Below are 20,736 nucleotides of genomic sequence, written 5' to 3' on the forward strand. Positions count from 1 at the left end.
TTAAATCTTAAATGGTACTTAAGCATGAATAATAACGAATTAAATTCTTTATCATTAGCGGAACGTGAAAAATTACTTGAATCAGCTAAAGCAGCAAAACTAACTCGTCAATATACGCAAAGAACATCAATTACTGTGCAGCCTCGTGAGGGAAATATTCCATTATCTTGGGCACAACAACGCCTTTGGTTTTTAACTCAACTCGATTCTGCGGCACAAACTGCCTATCATATGTCAACAGGGCTTCATCTACAGGGGCTAATAAATCATCATGCGCTTAAAGCCGCGTTGGATAGAATTGTAGCCCGTCATGAAATCCTGCGAACAACCTTTGAATCTATTGAAGGCATTGCCCGGCAAATTATCGGGGATGCCAACTGTGATTTTGCTTTAACGACTGAAGATATCAGCCATTTACCTGAGTTAGAAAAACAGACTGCGATAGAAGAATGCACCCAGCGTGAGGCTATAACTTCTTTCGATTTGACTCAAGGGCCGTTGTTCAGGGGGCATTTGCTTCGTTTAGCAGAAGATGAGCATATTCTTCTGTTAACTCAACACCATATTATCTCGGATGGCTGGTCAGTTAATGTATTGATATATGAGCTATCCACTCTTTATCACGCTTTCTGTCAGGGACTTGCTGATCCATTATCTGAATTATCGCTTCAGTATACGGATTACACCCTTTGGCAGCATCAGTGGTTACAAGGGAATGTTCTGGAAAATTTGTTGAATTACTGGCGAGGTGAATTGCAAGATGCGCCAGTAATTCTTGAGTTACCGACGGACAAGCCACGTCCGATAAAACAGAGCTATATAGGCAACCGGGTTAATGTCGCCTTTTCCCCGGCTTTAAGCTCTGCATTAAAAGCATTGAGTCAACGTCACGGTACAACTTTATTTATGACTCTACTGGCAGGGTTGTCAGTGTTACTTTCCCGCCTCAGTGGTCAGCATGATATCGTGATCGGCACTCCCATTGCCAATCGGCAACAGCATGAACTGGAACCATTAATCGGGTTCTTCGTTAATACGTTAGCTTTACGAATTCAATTAAGTGACAACCCCTGTGTCAGTGAATTATTGCATCAGGTGAAACATAAATCTTTGAGTGCTTATGCACATCAAGATTTGCCATTCGAACAGTTGGTTGAAGTGTTAAAACCGACACGTAATCTAAGTCATAGCCCTATCTTTCAGGTCATGCTGTCTCTGGACAATACGCCCGGGCCGCAAAATTTCGAGCTATCTGGGTTACATGTGAAGGAACTTCCACTTATCAGAAATAGCACATATTTTGACCTCACCTTATCTCTGAATGATACGGTTCAAGGCTTAGTCGGTGATTTGGAATATGCCAGTGATATTTTTGAGCACGCAAGTATTGAACGCATGGTCGGTCACCTACAGACGCTATTAGAAGCGATGATCGCTGATGACAGCCAGCAAATAGAAACGCTTCCATTGATGACACCATCACAACGTTCCCAATTACTGACTAATTTTAATCTCACGGCGCAAGACTACCAGCAAGATAGAATTATCCATCAATTAGTTGAACAGCAGGCAGCATCCAGACCAGATGCGATTGCCCTTATCGGGGAAGAAGGCCAACTCAGTTATGCAGAATTAAACCGGCAGGCTAATCAACTCGCACATGCCATCAGAGCATCGGGAGTGCGCCCGGATGAACGGATAGCCATTTGCGTCGAACGCAGCCTGGACATGATCATCGGCCTGCTGGGAATCTTGAAAGCCGGTGCCAGTTACGTGCCGCTTGATCCCGACTATCCCACCGACCGGTTAGCCTATATGCTGACAGACAGTCAGCCGGTATTGATATTGACCCAGCGTCATTTGAGTGCTCGTCTGGCTAATACTGACCTGCCCATCTGGGTGCTGGACAGCACCGACCATCACACGCATATCGCCAGTCAGCCTCAAGACAATATTTCAGTCACAGACCTCACACCCTCTAATCTGGCGTATGTACTGTATACTTCCGGCTCCACCGGATTGCCGAAAGGCGTCATGATTGAACATCGGCATGTCGTCAATTTTATTCAGGCGCAAATCCAGACAACCGCGTTGATATCACATGACCGGGTGCTGCAATTCGCTTCCTTTGGGTTTGATAATTCCGTGGCGGAAATTTTCCCCACGCTGGCAGTGGGGGCTACCTTAGTCTTACGTCCGAACCACCTCAAAGTGCCGGATAGCGATTTTATGACCTTTCTGCAAGAAAATCATATCACGGTGGTTGATTTGCCCACCGCGTTTTGGCACTTATGGGCGCAAGAGGTCAAGGCAGGACACAGCTGGCCGCCCCCATGCTTGCGATCCGTGGCCGCCAGCGGAGAAAAGGCGGAATCGCGCCACCTGAAGGCTTGGTTAGCCAGCCCGGGCACACAAACGTGCCGTTGGATTAATTTCTATGGCCCGACCGAAACCACTGTCAATGCCACTGCCTGCATTTATGAACCCGGCCATCCTTATCCTGTTGAAGATATCCCCATCGGTCGGCCGATGGTCAATACCACGGCCTATATTCTGGATACTCAGGGGCAACCTGTACCGATCGGAGTTACCGGTGAGCTTTATATCGGCGGCATAGGGGTCGCTCGTGGCTACCTGAATCGTCCGGAACTGACGGCGGAACGGTTTATCCACGATCCCTTCAGCAATCAACCGGCTGCCCGTCTGTACCGCACCGGGGATTTGTGTCGCTGGCTGCCGGATGGCAATATTCGTTATCTGGGGCGCAATGATTTTCAGGTCAAACTCCGTGGGTTCCGTATTGAACTGGGCGAAATCGAAACACATCTGGTGGCGTGTCCCGGGGTGAAGGACGCTCTGGTTATCGTCCGGGAAGATGACCTTGGGGATAAACGACTGGTTGCGTATTTAGTGCCTGAAATCCCTGAATCGCTGAATACGGCCAGCCTACGTGAACAACTCAGTAATCATCTCGCCAGCTATATGATCCCCGGTGCATTTGTTACCCTTGAAGCCTTCCCATTAAATCAGAGCGGTAAAGTAGACCGAGCCGCTTTGCCCGCTCCTAATCGCTCCGCCAGTGTTAATCATGAATACGCCGCACCACAGGGAGAAATAGAGCAGCAACTGGCAGAAATTTGGCAAAATTTATTGGGTCTGGAACAAGTCGGACGGCATGATAATTTCTTTGAGTTAGGCGGACACTCTTTATTGACCGTACAGGTAGCGTCTCGCTTACGTCAGACCCTGAATATTAATGTCACACTGCAAAATCTGTTTCTTCAGCCAATATTGTCTGATTTAGCACAAACTTTGGCAGTGGAAACTCAATCAATTCAACCCGACATCGTGCCTGTCAGCCGTCAAGAGCCGTTGCCACTCTCCTGGGCACAACAGCGCTTATGGTTTTTGGCACAACTGGACCCTGCGGCACAAACCGCCTATTACGTATCAGGCGGTTTACAACTGCACGGCGCCCTTGATCTGCCGGCCCTCACCGCAACATTAGATCGCATTGTCGCCCGGCATGAGATCTTACGCACCACCTTCCGGCTGGTCGACGGACAAGCCCGGCAAATCATCGGTAAGCCGGACAGCGGTTTCGCCCTGACGATCCACGATTTCAGTCAATTATCCGCCGCCGACCAGCACGTGGCCATCGAAGCCGCCGCAGAATGGGAAGCCAGCCAGCCCTTCGATTTTAGCGCCGGGCCGCTGATACGCGCACAATTACTGAAGCTCGCCGACCATCAACACCGCCTGCTGTTAACCCAGCACCACATTATTACCGATGGCTGGTCCCTGAATATTCTGCTGCATGAACTGTCCGCCCTTTACCGGGCCTTTACTCAAGGGCAGCCCGATCCGCTGCCGCCGTTGCCCGTGCAGTATGCCGATTATGCGCTCTGGCAGCGGCAATGGTTACAGGGGACGGTGCTGGATACCCAGCTGGCCTTCTGGCGCCAGACGTTACACGGTATTCCGGCATTACTGGAATTACCTGCGGATCACGCCCGGCCCGCAGTGCAAAGTTACCGGGGCGATCAGGTTCCCTTTATCTTGTCCCCGTCTCTCGTGGCCAGCTTAAAAGCCTTAAGCCAGCGGCATGGCACTACTCTGTTTATGACCCTGCTGACCGGTTGGGGACTGTTACTGGCCCGGTTAAGCGGCCAGACGGATATCATCATTGGCACGCCCGTGGCTAACCGGCAGCACAGTGCGTTAGAGCCGTTGATCGGCTTCTTTGTCAATACCCTGGCTTTAAGGGTCACGGTGGACGATAACCCCACCGTGCAGGCCTTACTTGCCCGGGTAAAAAATCACACGATGGCGGCCTATTCCCATCAGGATTTGCCGTTTGAACAGCTGGTCGAAGCCCTGCAACCGCCGCGAAGCCTGAGCCACAGTCCGATCTTTCAGGTGATGTTTGCCCTGGATAACACCCCCAAAAATTACCGATCCGACTTACCCGGGTTAACGCTGGCCGAAGTGCCTGCCGTCCGCAACAATGCCCAGTTTGACCTGACATTATCCCTGAACGAGACCGCCGCCGGGATTACCGGGGAGCTGGAATACGCCACCGACCTGTTCGAACGGGCGACCGTTGAACGCATGAGCGGCTATTTCACGAATGTATTGCAGGCAATGATCAATGATGACAGCCAGCGGGTCGCCGTTCTCCCGTTACTGACATCACCGCAACGTACCCAGTTATTGCGCAATTTTAACGACACGGCGAAAAATTACCGGCAAGATATTCTTATCCATCAACTGTTTGAACAGCAGGTACAGCGGACGCCGGAGGCCATTGCCGCGGTGTTTGCCGGCCAATCGCTGAATTACCACGAACTGAATCGCCGCGCCAATCGTTTAGCCCATCATCTGATTACGCTGGGGGTACATCCCGGTTCTTTGGTGGCTATTTATACTGAGCGCAGCCTGGACATGGTGATCGGGGTCCTTGCCATTCTGAAAGCAGGGGGGGGATATGTGCCACTTGACCCTGCTTATCCGGCTGAACGGCGGGCGTATATGCTCAATGATGCCGCGCCCGTTGTTTTACTTGCTCAAACCGGCCTGCCTGATATCCCCCATTGCGCTGTGCCTACCGTGTTTCTCAATGAGTTTCTCAATGATTCAGTGCCATCGCTGTTCACTTCAGCCTCGATACAGGATGCCAATCCTCAGGTATCCGGTCTGACCCCGCATCACCTGGCCTATGTGATTTACACTTCCGGTTCCACCGGTCAACCCAAGGGGGTTATGGTCGGGCATGCCAATGTCAGCAACTACTTACAGTGGGCTCAGCGTTATTATCTGGCAGAAGGGCAACTGGACAGCCTTATTTCATCGCCATTGGCTTTTGATGCCACAGTGACCAGCCTCTATCTGCCTTTACTGTGTGGCGGTCAGCTCCGTTTGCTGCATGACCGGCAGGAACTGACCGAACTACTGCCGGCCCTGTTGTCGAGTGAACGCTGTACATTGGTGAAAATTACGCCCCGTCATCTTCTGGCGATCGGCCAGGCATTGCAGTCGAGGGGGCAAACATGCCCGGCACATTGTTTTGTCGTCGGCGGAGAGGTGCTTCCCGACGCGACAGCCGCCCTCTGGCACGAATTATCGCCAGAATCCCGGATGATTAACGAGTATGGGCCAACCGAAACGGCGGTGGGGTGTGTTGTATTTGACCGCAGTCACCCGATCCGCCATGGTTTGCGTCGTTTTGTTGACAGTGTGCCAATTGGTCACCCGATTGCCAATACTCAGATTTATATCCTCGATATTCACGGTCAGCCGGTGCCGATAGGGGTCACCGGAGAAATCCATATTGCGGGTGCCGGGGTGACCCAGGGCTACCTTAATCGCCCGGAACTGACGGCCGAGCGCTTTATTCCTGATCCCTTCTCCGCGGAACAGAATGCCCGTATGTACAAAACGGGCGATCTCGGTCACTGGCTGCCAGACGGCACTATCGAATATCTGGGACGTAATGACTTTCAGGTCAAAATCCGCGGATTCCGCATTGAACTGGGCGAGATAGAAACGCAGCTGGCGGGGTGTGCGGGGGTTAAGGATGCTGTCGTGATCGCCAGAGAAGACGATAGCGGGGATAAACGGCTGGTCGCTTATTTGATTCCTCACCTCAATAGGACTCTGAAGGTTGACCACGTGCGTGAGCAGCTCCAAAGCCGTTTGGCGGGCTATATGATCCCCAGTGCATTTGTCATCCTGGCAGCCTTTCCGTTAAATCAAAATGGCAAGATAGACCGATCTGCCCTGCCTGCACCGGATCGCACCGCCAGTGCCAGTCGTGAATATGCTGCACCCCAGGGGTATTTCGAGCAGCAACTGGCGGCTATCTGGCAGAAACTGTTGAATCTGGAACAGGTGGGGCGGTATGACAATTTCTTTGAACTGGGCGGCCATTCGTTGCTCATTGTGAGTCTGATTGAGCAATTGAGCCAGCACAGGCTGACACTGAAAGTCAGGGAGGTTTTTTCATCCCCGGAGTTAGCGGATATGGCAAACCATCTGGCTGATGAGCCGGCGGATGGCGCCATAACACCGGTCATTGCCCCACAGGTGATCGCAAAAGACTGCCGTGTTATTACGCCGGATATGCTGCCATTGGTCTCCTTAACGCAGGAGCAGATTAACCACGTTGTTGCCGGTGTGGCCGGGGGCGTGAGCAATGTTCAGGATATGTACCCACTGGGACCCTTGCAGGAAGGGATTTTATTCCATTATTTACTGGACACGCACGGTGACACTTACCTGGACAGCCAGTTTATCCGCTTTGATAACCGCCCGCGGCTGGACAGGTTCTTACAGGTCCTGCAACAGGTGATCGCGCGCCATGATATTTTGCGCAGTGCGGTTCACTGGCAGGGCTTACCGGCGCCCGTGCAGGTAGTGTACCGTCAGGCTTCACTGCCGCAGACCGAAACCGTACTGACCCCCGGCGAGGAGACCGAACGGCAGTTACGCCGCCAGATGCCTGCCCGCCTGGATATCACGCAGGCCCCGTTATTAGCCGCCACCTTCGCGCAGGAGCCCGGCAGTGAACACTGGCTTCTGGCTTTACAACACCACCATCTGGTGTGTGATCACCTGTCTTTGGACATCATCTTCAACGAGATGCAGGCACTGCTCGCCGGTCAGGGCGACACGCTGCCCCCGTCACTGCCTTACCGGCACTTTATTGCCCAGATCCGGTCAGTACCGGCTGACACCCATCAGGCTTACTTCCGGCAACTGCTGGCAGACGTGACAGAGCCGACCCTGCCGTTCGGCCTGTCCGACACCCAACACCTCGCGGCCGATATCACCGAAGCGGTTATGCCGCTGGAGGACGTGCTCAGTCAGCAGATAACCGCGTGTGCCCGGCAACAGGGAGTCAGTGCCGCCGTCCTGTTCCATGTCGCCTGGGCTCAGGTGCTGGCGCTGTGCAGCGGGCAGGATGATGTTGTGTTTGGCACCGTGTTACTCGGGCGCCTGCAGGGCGGGGCCGGGACGGCGCAGATATTCGGTATGCTGATCAATACCCTGCCGGTCCGGGTTGCACTACAGGGCAGCACGGTGCTGCAAACGGTGCAGGCTACCCATCAGCAGCTCAGTGCCCTGCTGGCACACGAGCAGACCCCGCTGGCGCTGGCGCAGCGGTGCAGCGGCATTCCGGCGCCACACCCGCTCTTCAGCAGCTTACTGAATTTTCGCCACAGCCAGCGGGATCCCGACACCGCCCTCTCACCGGCCTGGGCCGGGATCCAGATTCTGGCCGGTAAAGAACACAGCAACTATCCGTTATCACTGGATGTCGATGCCTTTGAGGACGGGTTTGCGTTAACCGCCCAGTGTCCGCAGCATCTGAATCCGGCCCGCATTAACCAGTATATGGTGTCGGCCTTAAGCCAGCTGGTGAGCGCCCTGCACACCGCCCCGGCTCGCGCTATCCACACGCTGGCTATCTTACCGGACGGGGAACGTATTCAGTTACTGGAAACCTTTAATCCGCCCCCGGTCACGGCACCCTCGGCCAGCCTGTTACATCAGGCGGTTGAGCAGCAGGCCGCCCGGACCCCCCAGGCCACGGCTCTGGTCTGGGGCGATACGTCCCTCAGTTACGCCGCCCTCAATCAGCGGGCTAATCAGCTGGCTCACGCCCTGATAGCCGCCGGGGTGCAACCCGATGACCGGGTAGCCATTTATGCCGAACGCAGTTTAGAACTCATCCTGGGTTTATTGGGCATACTAAAAGCGGGGGCCGGTTATGTGCCGCTCGCAACGGAATACCCCCGCGAGCGGCTGTCTTATATCTTGTCAGACAGTGCGCCGGTCTTGCTGCTGACGCAAACCCCTTTATCCCCGCGCCTGCCGGATATTGACGTGCCCGTCTGGTGTCTGGATGAGACCAGCCAACAAGCCAGCCTTGCGGCGTATGCGACAGAGAACCCGGTTCCGGCCCTGTCGGGATTACAGCCGCACCATCTGGCCTATGTGATTTATACTTCCGGCTCCACAGGGTTACCAAAAGGCGTGATGATAGAACATCGCAATGTGATGAGCTTTGTCGATGCACAATTGCAAGCCAGCCCGCTCAGCGCCCGCGACCGGGTGTTGCAATTTACGGCGGTGGCATTTGATACCGCTGTATCGGAAATTTTTCCAACCTTGGCGGCGGGGGCGACATTAATTCTACGGCCAACCCATCTGCACATCCCCGATACTGAATTTAACGCTTTTCTGCAGGAACAGCGCATTACGGTCCTTGATGTGCCGACGGCGTTCTGGCATCTGTGGGTGCAGGAACTGGCTGCCGGCCGTTGCTCTTTCAGCCGGTATTTACGCACGGTGACGGTGGGCGGTGAAAAAGTGGAGGCCCGTCACTGGCAGACATGGCAGGCTTTACCTGAAACCCATCCCTGCCGCTGGCTTAACGCCTATGGGCCGACGGAGACCACTGTCACGGCCACGGTCTGGGCTGGGGATAACGCCATGCCGCCCGTGGCGGACAATCTTCCGATTGGCCGCCCGTTGTCCAACAGCAAAATCTACATTCTGGATACACACGGCCGTCCGGTGCCTGTCGGGGTCACGGGGGAAATTTACATTGGTGGTACCGGGGTTGCGCGTGGTTATCTGAATCGTCCGGAACTGAACGCAGAGCGCTTTATTCCCGATCCATTCTCAACTGCATCAGATGCGCGTATGTACCGGACCGGGGATCTCGGCCAATGGCTGCCGGAGGGCAATATCCTCTATCTCGGACGCAATGATTTTCAGGTCAAACTCCGCGGATTCCGCATTGAACTGGGGGAAATTGAAACGCAGCTGGCGGCCTGCCCGGGGGTTAAAGATGCGGTGGTCATTGCACGTGAAAATACAACAGGGGATCAATATCTGGTCGCTTATCTGATACCACAACCCGATATCTCTTTAGACCCCAATGAACTGCGTGAACAGCTCAGCCGTCACTTGATGGAATACATGCTTCCTCAGGCCTATATGATATTGGATACCTTACCTCTCACCGCAAATGGAAAGCTGGATCGCCAAGCACTGCCAGTGCCTGATCGTTCCTCTATTGCTGCCCATACATATGAGATTCCTCAAGGATACATTGAGCAGCAGCTCGCTACAATTTGGCAGAATTTGTTAGGTCTGGATCAGACTGGACGCCATGATGATTTCTTTTCATTGGGAGGCAATTCGCTTTCTATCATGCAATTATCCAGAAGCCTGCGTAATACATTTGATCTCGATATATCGGTGGCAGATATCTTCCGTCATTCAACTCTCTCTCAACTTGCTGAACTTATTACATCAATACAACAAGATATCAGTTCCATACAACAAGAACTGGATGATTTGTCTGAGGATGAGTTGCTAGCCATGCTACGTGAAGATTAACAGTGAATAAAATGGGCAAAATAAACAAAATGAATAATAACGAACAGAGACTAAATCAGTTAAAGCAGGAAGTACTTCAGAAAAAATTGAAGGGAAGAATTCCAGATAAGCAACTTGAGGAAAAATATCAACTAACTAGTAGAACCAACCCCAAACAAGAATTGCCACTCTCCTGGGCTCAGCAACGCTTATGGTTTTTGGCGCAACTGGACCCTGCGGCACAAACCGCCTATTACGTGTCAGATAGTGTAGATCTGCACGGCGCCCTTGATCTGCCGGCCCTCACCGCCGCATTAGATCGCATTGTCGCCCGGCATGAGATCTTACGCACCACCTTCCGGCTGGTCGACGGACAAGCCCGGCAAATCATCGGTAAGCCGGACAGCAGTTTCGCCCTGACGATCCACGATTTCAGTCAATTATCCGCCGCCGACCAGCACGTGGCCATCGAAGCCGCCGCAGAATGGGAAGCCAGCCAGCCCTTCGATTTTAGTGCCGGGCCGCTGATACGCGCACAATTACTGAAGCTCGCCGACCATCAACACCGCCTGCTGTTAACCCAGCACCACATTATTACCGATGGCTGGTCCCTGAATATTCTGCTGCATGAACTGTCCGCCCTTTACCGGGCCTTTACTCAAGGGCAGCCCGATCCGCTGCCGCCGTTGCCCGTGCAGTATGCCGATTATGCGCTCTGGCAGCGGCAATGGTTACAGGGGACGGTGCTGGATACCCAGCTGGCCTTCTGGCGCCAGACGTTACACGGTATTCCGGCATTACTGGAATTACCTGCGGATCACGCCCGGCCCGCGGTGCAAAGTTACCGGGGCGATCAGGTTCCCTTTATCTTGTCCCCGTCTCTCGTGGCCAGCTTAAAAGCCTTAAGCCAGCGGCATGGCACTACTCTGTTTATGACCCTGCTGACCGGTTGGGGACTGTTACTGGCCCGGTTAAGCGGCCAGACGGATATCATCATTGGCACACCCGTGGCTAACCGGCAGCACAGTGCGTTAGAGCCGTTGATCGGCTTCTTTGTCAATACCCTGGCTTTAAGGGTCACGGTGGACGATAACCCCACCGTGCAGACCTTACTTGCCCGGGTAAAAAATCACACGATGGCGGCCTATTCCCATCAGGATCTGCCGTTTGAACAACTGGTCGAAGCCCTGCAACCGCCGCGAAGCCTGAGCCACAGTCCGATCTTTCAGGTGATGTTTGCCCTGGATAACACCCCCAAAAATTACCGATCCGACTTACCCGGGTTAACGCTGGCCGAAGTGCCTGCCGTCCGCAACAATGCCCAGTTTGACCTGACATTATCCCTGAACGAGACCGCCGCCGGGATTACCGGGGAGCTGGAATACGCCACCGACCTGTTTGAACGGGCGACCGTTGAACGCATGAGCGGCTATTTCACGAATGTATTGCAGGCAATGATCAATGATGACAGCCAGCGGGTCGCCGTTCTGCCGTTACTGACATCACCGCAACGTACCCAGTTATTGCGCAATTTTAACGACACGGCGAAAAATTACCGGCAAGATATTCTTATCCATCAACTGTTTGAACAGCAGGTACAGCGGACGCCGGAGGCCATTGCCGCGGTGTTTGCCGGCCAATCGCTGAATTACCACGAACTGAATCGCCGCGCCAATCGTTTAGCCCATCATCTGATTACGCTGGGGGTACATCCCGGTTCTTTGGTGGCTATTTATACTGAGCGCAGCCTGGACATGGTGATCGGGGTCCTTGCCATTCTGAAAGCAGGGGGGGGATATGTGCCACTTGACCCTGCTTATCCGGCTGAACGGCGGGCGTATATGCTCAATGATGCCGCGCCCGTTGTTTTACTTGCTCAAACCGGCCTGCCTGATATCCCCCATTGCACTGTGCCTACCGTGTTTCTCAATGATTCAGTGCCATCGCTGTTCACTTCAGCCTCGATACAGGATGCCAATCCTCAGGTATCCGGTCTGACCCCGCATCACCTGGCCTATGTGATTTACACTTCCGGTTCCACCGGTCAACCCAAGGGGGTTATGGTCGGGCATGCCAATGTCAGCAACTACTTACAGTGGGCTCAGCGTTATTATCTGGCAGAAGGGCAACTGGACAGCCTTATTTCATCGCCATTGGCTTTTGATGCCACAGTGACCAGCCTCTATCTGCCTTTACTGTGTGGCGGTCAGCTCCGTTTGCTGCATGACCGGCAGGAACTGACCGAACTACTGCCGGCCCTGTTGTCGAGTGAACGCTGTACATTGGTGAAAATTACGCCCCGTCATCTTCTGGCGATCGGCCAGGCATTGCAGTCGAGGGGGCAAACATGCCCGGCACATTGTTTTGTCGTCGGCGGAGAGGTGCTTCCCGACGCGACAGCCGCCCTCTGGCACGAATTATCGCCAGAATCCCGGATGATTAACGAGTATGGGCCAACCGAAACGGCGGTGGGGTGTGTTGTATTTGACCGCAGTCACCCGATCCGCCATGGTTTGCGTCGTTTTGTTGACAGTGTGCCAATTGGTCACCCGATTGCCAATACTCAGATTTATATCCTCGATATTCACGGTCAGCCGGTGCCGATAGGGGTCACCGGAGAAATCCATATTGCGGGTGCCGGGGTGACCCAGGGCTACCTTAATCGCCCGGAACTGACGGCCGAGCGCTTTATTCCTGATCCCTTCTCCGCGGAACAGAATGCCCGTATGTACAAAACGGGCGATCTCGGTCACTGGCTGCCAGACGGCACTATCGAATATCTGGGACGTAATGACTTTCAGGTCAAAATCCGCGGATTCCGCATTGAACTGGGCGAGATAGAAACGCAGCTGGCGGGGTGTGCGGGGGTTAAGGATGCTGTCGTGATCGCCAGAGAAGACGATAGCGGGGATAAACGGCTGGTCGCTTATTTGATTCCTCACCTCAATAGGACTCTGAAGGTTGACCACGTGCGTGAGCAGCTCCAAAGCCGTTTGGCGGGCTATATGATCCCCAGTGCATTTGTCATCCTGGCAGCCTTTCCGTTAAATCAAAATGGCAAGATAGACCGATCTGCCCTGCCTGCACCGGATCGCACCGCCAGTGCCAGTCGTGAATATGCTGCACCCCAGGGGTATTTCGAGCAGCAACTGGCGGCTATCTGGCAGAAACTGTTGAATCTGGAACAGGTGGGGCGGTATGACAATTTCTTTGAACTGGGCGGCCATTCGTTGCTCATTGTGAGTCTGATTGAGCAATTGAGCCAGCACAGGCTGACACTGAAAGTCAGGGAGGTTTTTTCATCCCCGGAGTTAGCGGATATGGCAAACCATCTGGCTGATGAGCCGGCGGATGGCGCCATAACACCGGTCATTGCCCCACAGGTGATCGCAAAAGACTGCCGTGTTATTACGCCGGATATGCTGCCATTGGTCTCCTTAACGCAGGAGCAGATTAACCACGTTGTTGCCGGTGTGGCCGGGGGCGTGAGCAATGTTCAGGATATGTACCCACTGGGACCCTTGCAGGAAGGGATTTTATTCCATTATTTACTGGACACGCACGGTGACACTTACCTGGACAGCCAGTTTATCCGCTTTGATAACCGCCCGCGGCTGGACAGGTTCTTACAGGTCCTGCAACAGGTGATCGCGCGCCATGATATTTTGCGCAGTGCGGTTCACTGGCAGGGCTTACCGGCGCCCGTGCAGGTAGTGTACCGTCAGGCTTCACTGCCGCAGACCGAAACCGTACTGACCCCCGGCGAGGAGACCGAACGGCAGTTACGCCGCCAGATGCCTGCCCGCCTGGATATCACGCAGGCCCCGTTATTAGCCGCCACCTTCGCGCAGGAGCCCGGCAGTGAACACTGGCTTCTGGCTTTACAACACCACCATCTGGTGTGTGATCACCTGTCTTTGGACATCATCTTCAACGAGATGCAGGCACTGCTCGCCGGTCAGGGCGACACGCTGCCCCCGTCACTGCCTTACCGGCACTTTATTGCCCAGATCCGGTCAGTACCGGCTGACACCCATCAGGCTTACTTCCGGCAACTGCTGGCAGACGTGACAGAGCCGACCCTGCCGTTCGGCCTGTCCGACACCCAACACCTCGCGGCCGATATCACCGAAGCGGTTATGCCGCTGGAGGACGTGCTCAGTCAGCAGATAACCGCGTGTGCCCGGCAACAGGGAGTCAGTGCCGCCGTCCTGTTCCATGTCGCCTGGGCTCAGGTGCTGGCGCTGTGCAGCGGGCAGGATGATGTTGTGTTTGGCACCGTGTTACTCGGGCGCCTGCAGGGCGGGGCCGGGACGGCGCAGATATTCGGTATGCTGATCAATACCCTGCCGGTCCGGGTTGCACTACAGGGCAGCACGGTGCTGCAAACGGTGCAGGCTACCCATCAGCAGCTCAGTGCCCTGCTGGCACACGAGCAGACCCCGCTGGCGCTGGCGCAGCGGTGCAGCGGCATTCCGGCGCCACACCCGCTCTTCAGCAGCTTACTGAATTTTCGCCACAGCCAGCGGGATCCCGACACCGCCCTCTCACCGGCCTGGGCCGGGATCCAGATTCTGGCCGGTAAAGAACACAGCAACTATCCGTTATCACTGGATGTCGATGCCTTTGAGGACGGGTTTGCGTTAACCGCCCAGTGTCCGCAGCATCTGAATCCGGCCCGCATTAACCAGTATATGGTGTCGGCCTTAAGCCAGCTGGTGAGCGCCCTGCACACCGCCCCGGCTCGCGCTATCCACACGCTGGCTATCTTACCGGACGGGGAACGTATTCAGTTACTGGAAACCTTTAATCCGCCCCCGGTCACGGCACCCTCGGCCAGCCTGTTACATCAGGCGGTTGAGCAGCAGGCCGCCCGGACCCCCCAGGCCACGGCTCTGGTCTGGGGCGATACGTCCCTCAGTTACGCCGCCCTCAATCAGCGGGCTAATCAGCTGGCTCACGCCCTGATAGCCGCCGGGGTGCAACCCGATGACCGGGTAGCCATTTATGCCGAACGCAGTTTAGAACTCATCCTAGGTTTATTGGGCATACTAAAAGCGGGGGCCGGTTATGTGCCGCTCGCAACGGAATACCCCCGCGAGCGGCTGTCTTATATCTTGTCAGACAGTGCGCCGGTCTTGCTGCTGACGCAAACCCCTTTATCCCCGCGCCTGCCGGATATTGACGTGCCCGTCTGGTGTCTGGATGAGACCAGCCAACAAGCCAGCCTTGCGGCGTATGCGACAGAGAACCCGGTTCCGGCCCTGTCGGGATTACAGCCGCACCATCTGGCCTATGTGATTTATACTTCCGGCTCCACAGGGTTACCAAAAGGCGTGATGATAGAACATCGCAATGTGATGAGCTTTGTCGATGCACAATTGCAAGCCAGCCCGCTCAGCGCCCGCGACCGGGTGTTGCAATTTACGGCGGTGGCATTTGATACCGCTGTATCGGAAATTTTTCCAACCTTGGCGGCGGGGGCGACATTAATTCTACGGCCAACCCATCTGCACATCCCCGATACTGAATTTAACGCTTTTCTGCAGGAACAGCGCATTACGGTCCTTGATGTGCCGACGGCGTTCTGGCATCTGTGGGTGCAGGAACTGGCTGCCGGCCGTTGCTCTTTCAGCCGGTATTTACGCACGGTGACGGTGGGCGGTGAAAAAGTGGAGGCCCGTCACTGGCAGACATGGCAGGCTTTACCTGAAACCCATCCCTGCCGCTGGCTTAACGCCTATGGGCCGACGGAGACCACTGTCACGGCCACGGTCTGGGCTGGGGATAACGCCATGCCGCCCGTGGCGGACAATCTTCCGATTGGGCGCCCGTTGTCCAACAGCAAAATCTATATTCTGGATACACACGGCCGTCCGGTGCCTGTCGGGGTCACGGGGGAAATTTACATTGGTGGTACCGGGGTTGCGCGTGGTTATCTGAATCGTCCGGAACTGAACGCAGAGCGCTTTATTCCCGATCCATTCTCAACTGCATCAGATGCGCGTATGTACCGGACCGGGGATCTCGGCCAATGGCTGCCGGAGGGCAATATCCTCTATCTCGGACGCAATGATTTTCAGGTCAAACTCCGCGGATTCCGCATTGAACTGGGGGAAATTGAAACGCAGCTGGCGGCCTGCCCGGGGGTTAAAGATGCGGTGGTTATAGCGCGTGAAGAAAAGGACGGTAATACCAATCTGGTCGCTTATATTATTCCACAGCCAGATAGCTCACTGGATGCTATTCAGTTGCGTGAGCAATTAGGTACACATCTAATGGAGTATATGCTGCCCAGTATATTTGTGACATTGGATGCTTTTCCATTTACCCCAAATGGAAAAATAGATCGCAAGGCATTGCCAACGCCTAAGCACACAGATGTCATCAGCCGTGAATATCAAGCTCCTGCCAACACCACTGAACGGAAATTAGCCACTATCTGGCAAAATCTGCTGCAACTGGAACAAGTAGGGCGTCATGATCACTTTTTTGAATTAGGAGGACACTCTTTACGGGTCGTTAGCCTAATAGAACAGTTGCGCCAGCACGGCTTTACATTGCAGGTTGGTGCCGTATTTTCATTTCCCGTCCTGGCAGATATGGCAAAACAGCTAGTTAATAAGACCACTGATGATTCCACAGCACAAATTATTCCACCTAATCTGATCACAAATGATAGTCAAATTATTACACCAGATATGTTGCCATTGGTGTCACTAACCCAAGAGCAGATTGATCAAATCGTTGCCAACGTGGCTGGCGGTGTTAGTAATATTCAAGATATTTACCCATTGGGACCATTACAGGAAGGGATCCTGTTTCACCATTTACTGGAAACAAAAGGTGACATTTATCTGGACAATATGATGATAACCTTTGACTGTCGTGCGAGGTTGGAGACATTTTTGCGGGCACTACAGCAGATAATTAACCGTCACGATATCTTACGCAGTGCAGTTCATTGGCATGATCTTCCTGAACCCGTGCAAGTTATTTATCGTCAGGCACAGCTTCCTATTACTGAACTGACATTGTCACCCGAAGGTGAGGCTGAGCAGCAATTACGTCATCATACTGATCCACATTTGATACGTCTGAATATTACACAGGCTCCATTATTATCAGCCACCATTGCCAAAGATCCCCATAGCGGAAAATGGTGGCTGGCCTTGCTACATCACCATCTGGTTTGTGATCATCATTCACTGGAAATTATCTTCAATGAAATTCAGGCAATACTCCTGGGGCAAGAAGATCAACTGCCTTCTCCTCTGCCTTACCGTAATTTTATTGCTCAACTCCGCATGGTGCCACTTGAGCAACATCAGGCTTACTTCCGCCAGCTTTTAGCTGATGTCGATGAACCAACTTTGCTTTTTGGTTTGTTGGAAGTTCATGGCGAAAACAGTGAACAGTTCGCAGAAGCTGAATGCGAATTAGACATATCACTGGCACACGCACTGAGAAATTGTGCTCAACAACAAGGCGTCAGTGCAGCAGTACTGTTCCACGTCGGCTGGGCACAAGTACTGGCACAATGCAGCGGACGAGATGATGTTGTTTTTGGCACAGTGCTGTTGGGACGTTTACAGGGGGTAGTCAATTCAGACAAAATCCTCGGTATGTTTATGAATACACTTCCCATCCGTATTAAATTAGGTAGTTTCACTGTGCAGCAAGTTGTTCAGCAAACTTATCAGGTACTGAGTGAATTATTGGAACACGAACAAGCTCCACTCTCACTGGCTCAACAATGCAGCGGCGTCAAGGCACCTTTACCTCTGTTTAACAGCCTGTTGAATTATCGCCACAGCCCGGATAATGATAACGACCAGAATACGCGATCTGCTCAGGAAGGTATCGAGCTGTTAAGTTCTAATGAACGTACCAACTACCCACTGAGTCTGGCAGTTGATGATACCGGACAGGGATTCACATTGACCACGCAGTGTGTATCATTCCTTGATCCCAAACGGATTAATGCCTTCATGCACACTGTGCTATATGACTTAGTCGAGGTTTTGCAAAACTCACCAGAATATACCTGCCAGCAATTGAACATCCTGCCACAGGAAGAGCGTATTCAACTCTTACAAACATTCAACAATACTCATATTGAATATTCGCAGGATGATTTAATCTACCAACGTTTTGAGCAACAAGTGGAGTATTCTCCGGCGGCCATCGCCTTAATTTACGGCGATCAACAATGGTGCTACGACGAACTGAACCGAAAAGCGAATCAGCTAGCGCACTATTTAATTGAACTTGGTATACGTCCAGATGATAGGGTGGCAATTTGTGTTGAACGCAGTCTAGATATGGTCATCGGCTTATTAGGTATATTAAAAGCAGGCGCAGGTTATGTTCCTCTTGATCCAGATTATCCTACTGAACGGCTGTCCTATATGTTGTCAGACAGCCGACCGGTAGTATTACTGACCCAGCTTGCCCTGCAAACTCGTTTCCCCGATACAGACATTCCCTTATTGGTACTGGATGATAGTGAATACCAAACAAAGATCAGAAATCAGCCAGATTGTAATTTGCCAGCTTCTGATTTAGGTGTTACATCACGTAATCTGGCATATGTACTGTATACATCCGGTTCAACAGGACTACCCAAAGGGGTAATGATAGAACATGTCAGTGTGGTTAACCTGCTACTCTCAATGCAAGAGATACTGCAAATTACGACTGACGACACAATGCTTTTCTCCACGACCATTGGTTTTGATATAGCCGGGCTGGAGCTTTATTTACCTTTATTCAGAGGCAGCCGTATTGTCTTAGCGCCATCACGAATAGCTAAAGATCCTGAACAATTGGGCGCATTAATTGCATCGCATAGCATCAAAATTGTACAGGCAACACCTACTGCCTGGAGAATGTTGCTTGATTCTGGATGGGAAGGCGCAAATATCAAGGCATTAAGCGGGGGAGAGCCGTTATCTCACGAACTGGCACAACGTTTAAAACAAAAAGTCAGTGGCTTATGGAATCTGTATGGACCAACAGAAACAACTATCTGGTCAACCGCATCCACTAACATTTTGACGGAGCAAATCAACCATCACACTAAATCTCAAATGACGATTGGTCGTCCAATAGCCAATACTCAAATTTATTTACTTGATAAACACAACCAGCCTGTCCCCATTGGCGTCATCGGTGAAATTCACATCGGAGGCATCGGAGTGGCTCGTGGTTATCTGAATCGTCCTGAACTTACTAATGAACGCTTCGTTCACAATCCTTTCAGCGAGCAAGTTGATGCGCGAATGTATAAAACAGGAGATTTAGGCCGTTGGCTTTCTGATGGTACTATCGATTATCTCGGACGTAATGATTTTCAAGTTAAGATCCGTGGTTTTCGGATTGAACTGGGTGAAATTGAAGCCAAACTACTTGCCTATCCTGGAATCCAGGAGGCGATTGTGATGGTGCGTGAAGATATTACTCATGATAAGCGTCTGGTGGCTTATCTGATTTTACAACCAGAAATGCCCCTGAGTTTGGAGCAATTGCGCGAAACCTTACATACCAGTTTGCCCCACTATATGATCCCCAATGCTTTTGTCACATTAGATTCATTTCCACTAACGCCAAATGGTAAGCTGGATCGTCAGTCTTTACCCTCACCAGATGCGTTTGCTGTGATTACTCAAGACTATGAAGCGCCTATCGGTGAAATAGAGAATATTATTGCTGAAATTTGGCAGGAAAACCTCGGATTAGACCGTATCGGACGGCATGATCATTTCTTCGAACTCGGTGGACACTCTCTACTGACATTACAAATTGTTACCCGCTTACGTCGAGCTTTAAACGTCAATATAGCAATACGAGATCTATTCCTTCACCCAACAATCAGTAAGCTTACCTGTTACCTCCAACAGCTTTTATCCGGTAGCCATCAGGAACAGCAAAAAAATGTAGCTATTGTCCGTCAGGGCAAAGGTGAATCGTCACTGATTCTTGTCCATCCAGCAGGAGGTGGCATCCACTATGCCTATGATCTTGCGGCACATATTCATGATCAAGACATGACAATTTATGGAATCGCCGCCAGTGATAGATTCGGCGATGAAAATCGTCAATTAACGTTTAGCGAAATGGCTAAAGAGTACATTACCTCTATTCGTCAGGCACAAATATCGGGACCTTATACGATTGCCGGATGGTCAATAGGCGGAACTCTTGCATATGAAATAGCGAATCAATTGATAGCCGAAGGAGAAACTGTCGATTTCATAGGATTAATTGATTCGGTTTCCAGCTATCAAGATACATTCACTCAGGAAGATAAACAGTCTGGATTGTTGTTTAATGCAAAAAATACTTTGTATGATCTACTGGTGGAAGAAGCAGATACCTCCCTTCATGTGGATGAGAAATTACAAAGGATTGCAGATAAACATGATTTCAATGCGCTGCTGGCTTTTGCTCAGCAGAACAATTTGCTATCACCTCATATTCCTTCAGAGAATATTCTCTACTATCTGAGCCTTTATCATAATATTGCGGTTGCGGCTTACCACTATATTGCACCAGCAAACATGATTGCCCCAGCAAACATAGCTTCAGAAATACTTCCTCATGTCGTCTTATTCAGAGCAACAGAGCAAAATAAGCCGTATAGCTATGCCCTTGGGTGGGAGGATATTATTCCACAAGAACAGCTTTCTATTGTCCCTGTTACTGGTTCTCATGAATCTATTATGAAGTTGCCACATATCAAACATGTCGCTCAGGCTTTACTGAAAGCGATTATGGCTGCAAAAGAGAATGATTAACTGAATAACCACCTCCTATGGAGGTGGTTAACAACACGCTGGCTCT

Annotated in this window: 2 protein-coding genes; both read left to right on the top strand. The window is 52.1% G+C overall.

Annotated features, from left to right (window positions below):
• Positions 1–24: 24 nt before the first annotated feature.
• Positions 25–9,912, top strand: a complete 9,888-nt coding sequence (locus AC5JQI_RS11125) for a non-ribosomal peptide synthetase (RefSeq protein ID WP_493912206.1) — start codon at positions 25–27, stop codon at positions 9,910–9,912.
• Positions 9,913–9,941: 29 nt separating this feature from the next.
• Positions 9,942–20,690, top strand: coding sequence for a non-ribosomal peptide synthetase (locus AC5JQI_RS11130; RefSeq protein WP_493912207.1), 10,749 nt, complete (start codon positions 9,942–9,944; stop codon positions 20,688–20,690).
• Positions 20,691–20,736 lie beyond the last annotated feature (46 nt).

It is taken from the genome of Xenorhabdus sp. XBWT (assembly GCF_059072735.1).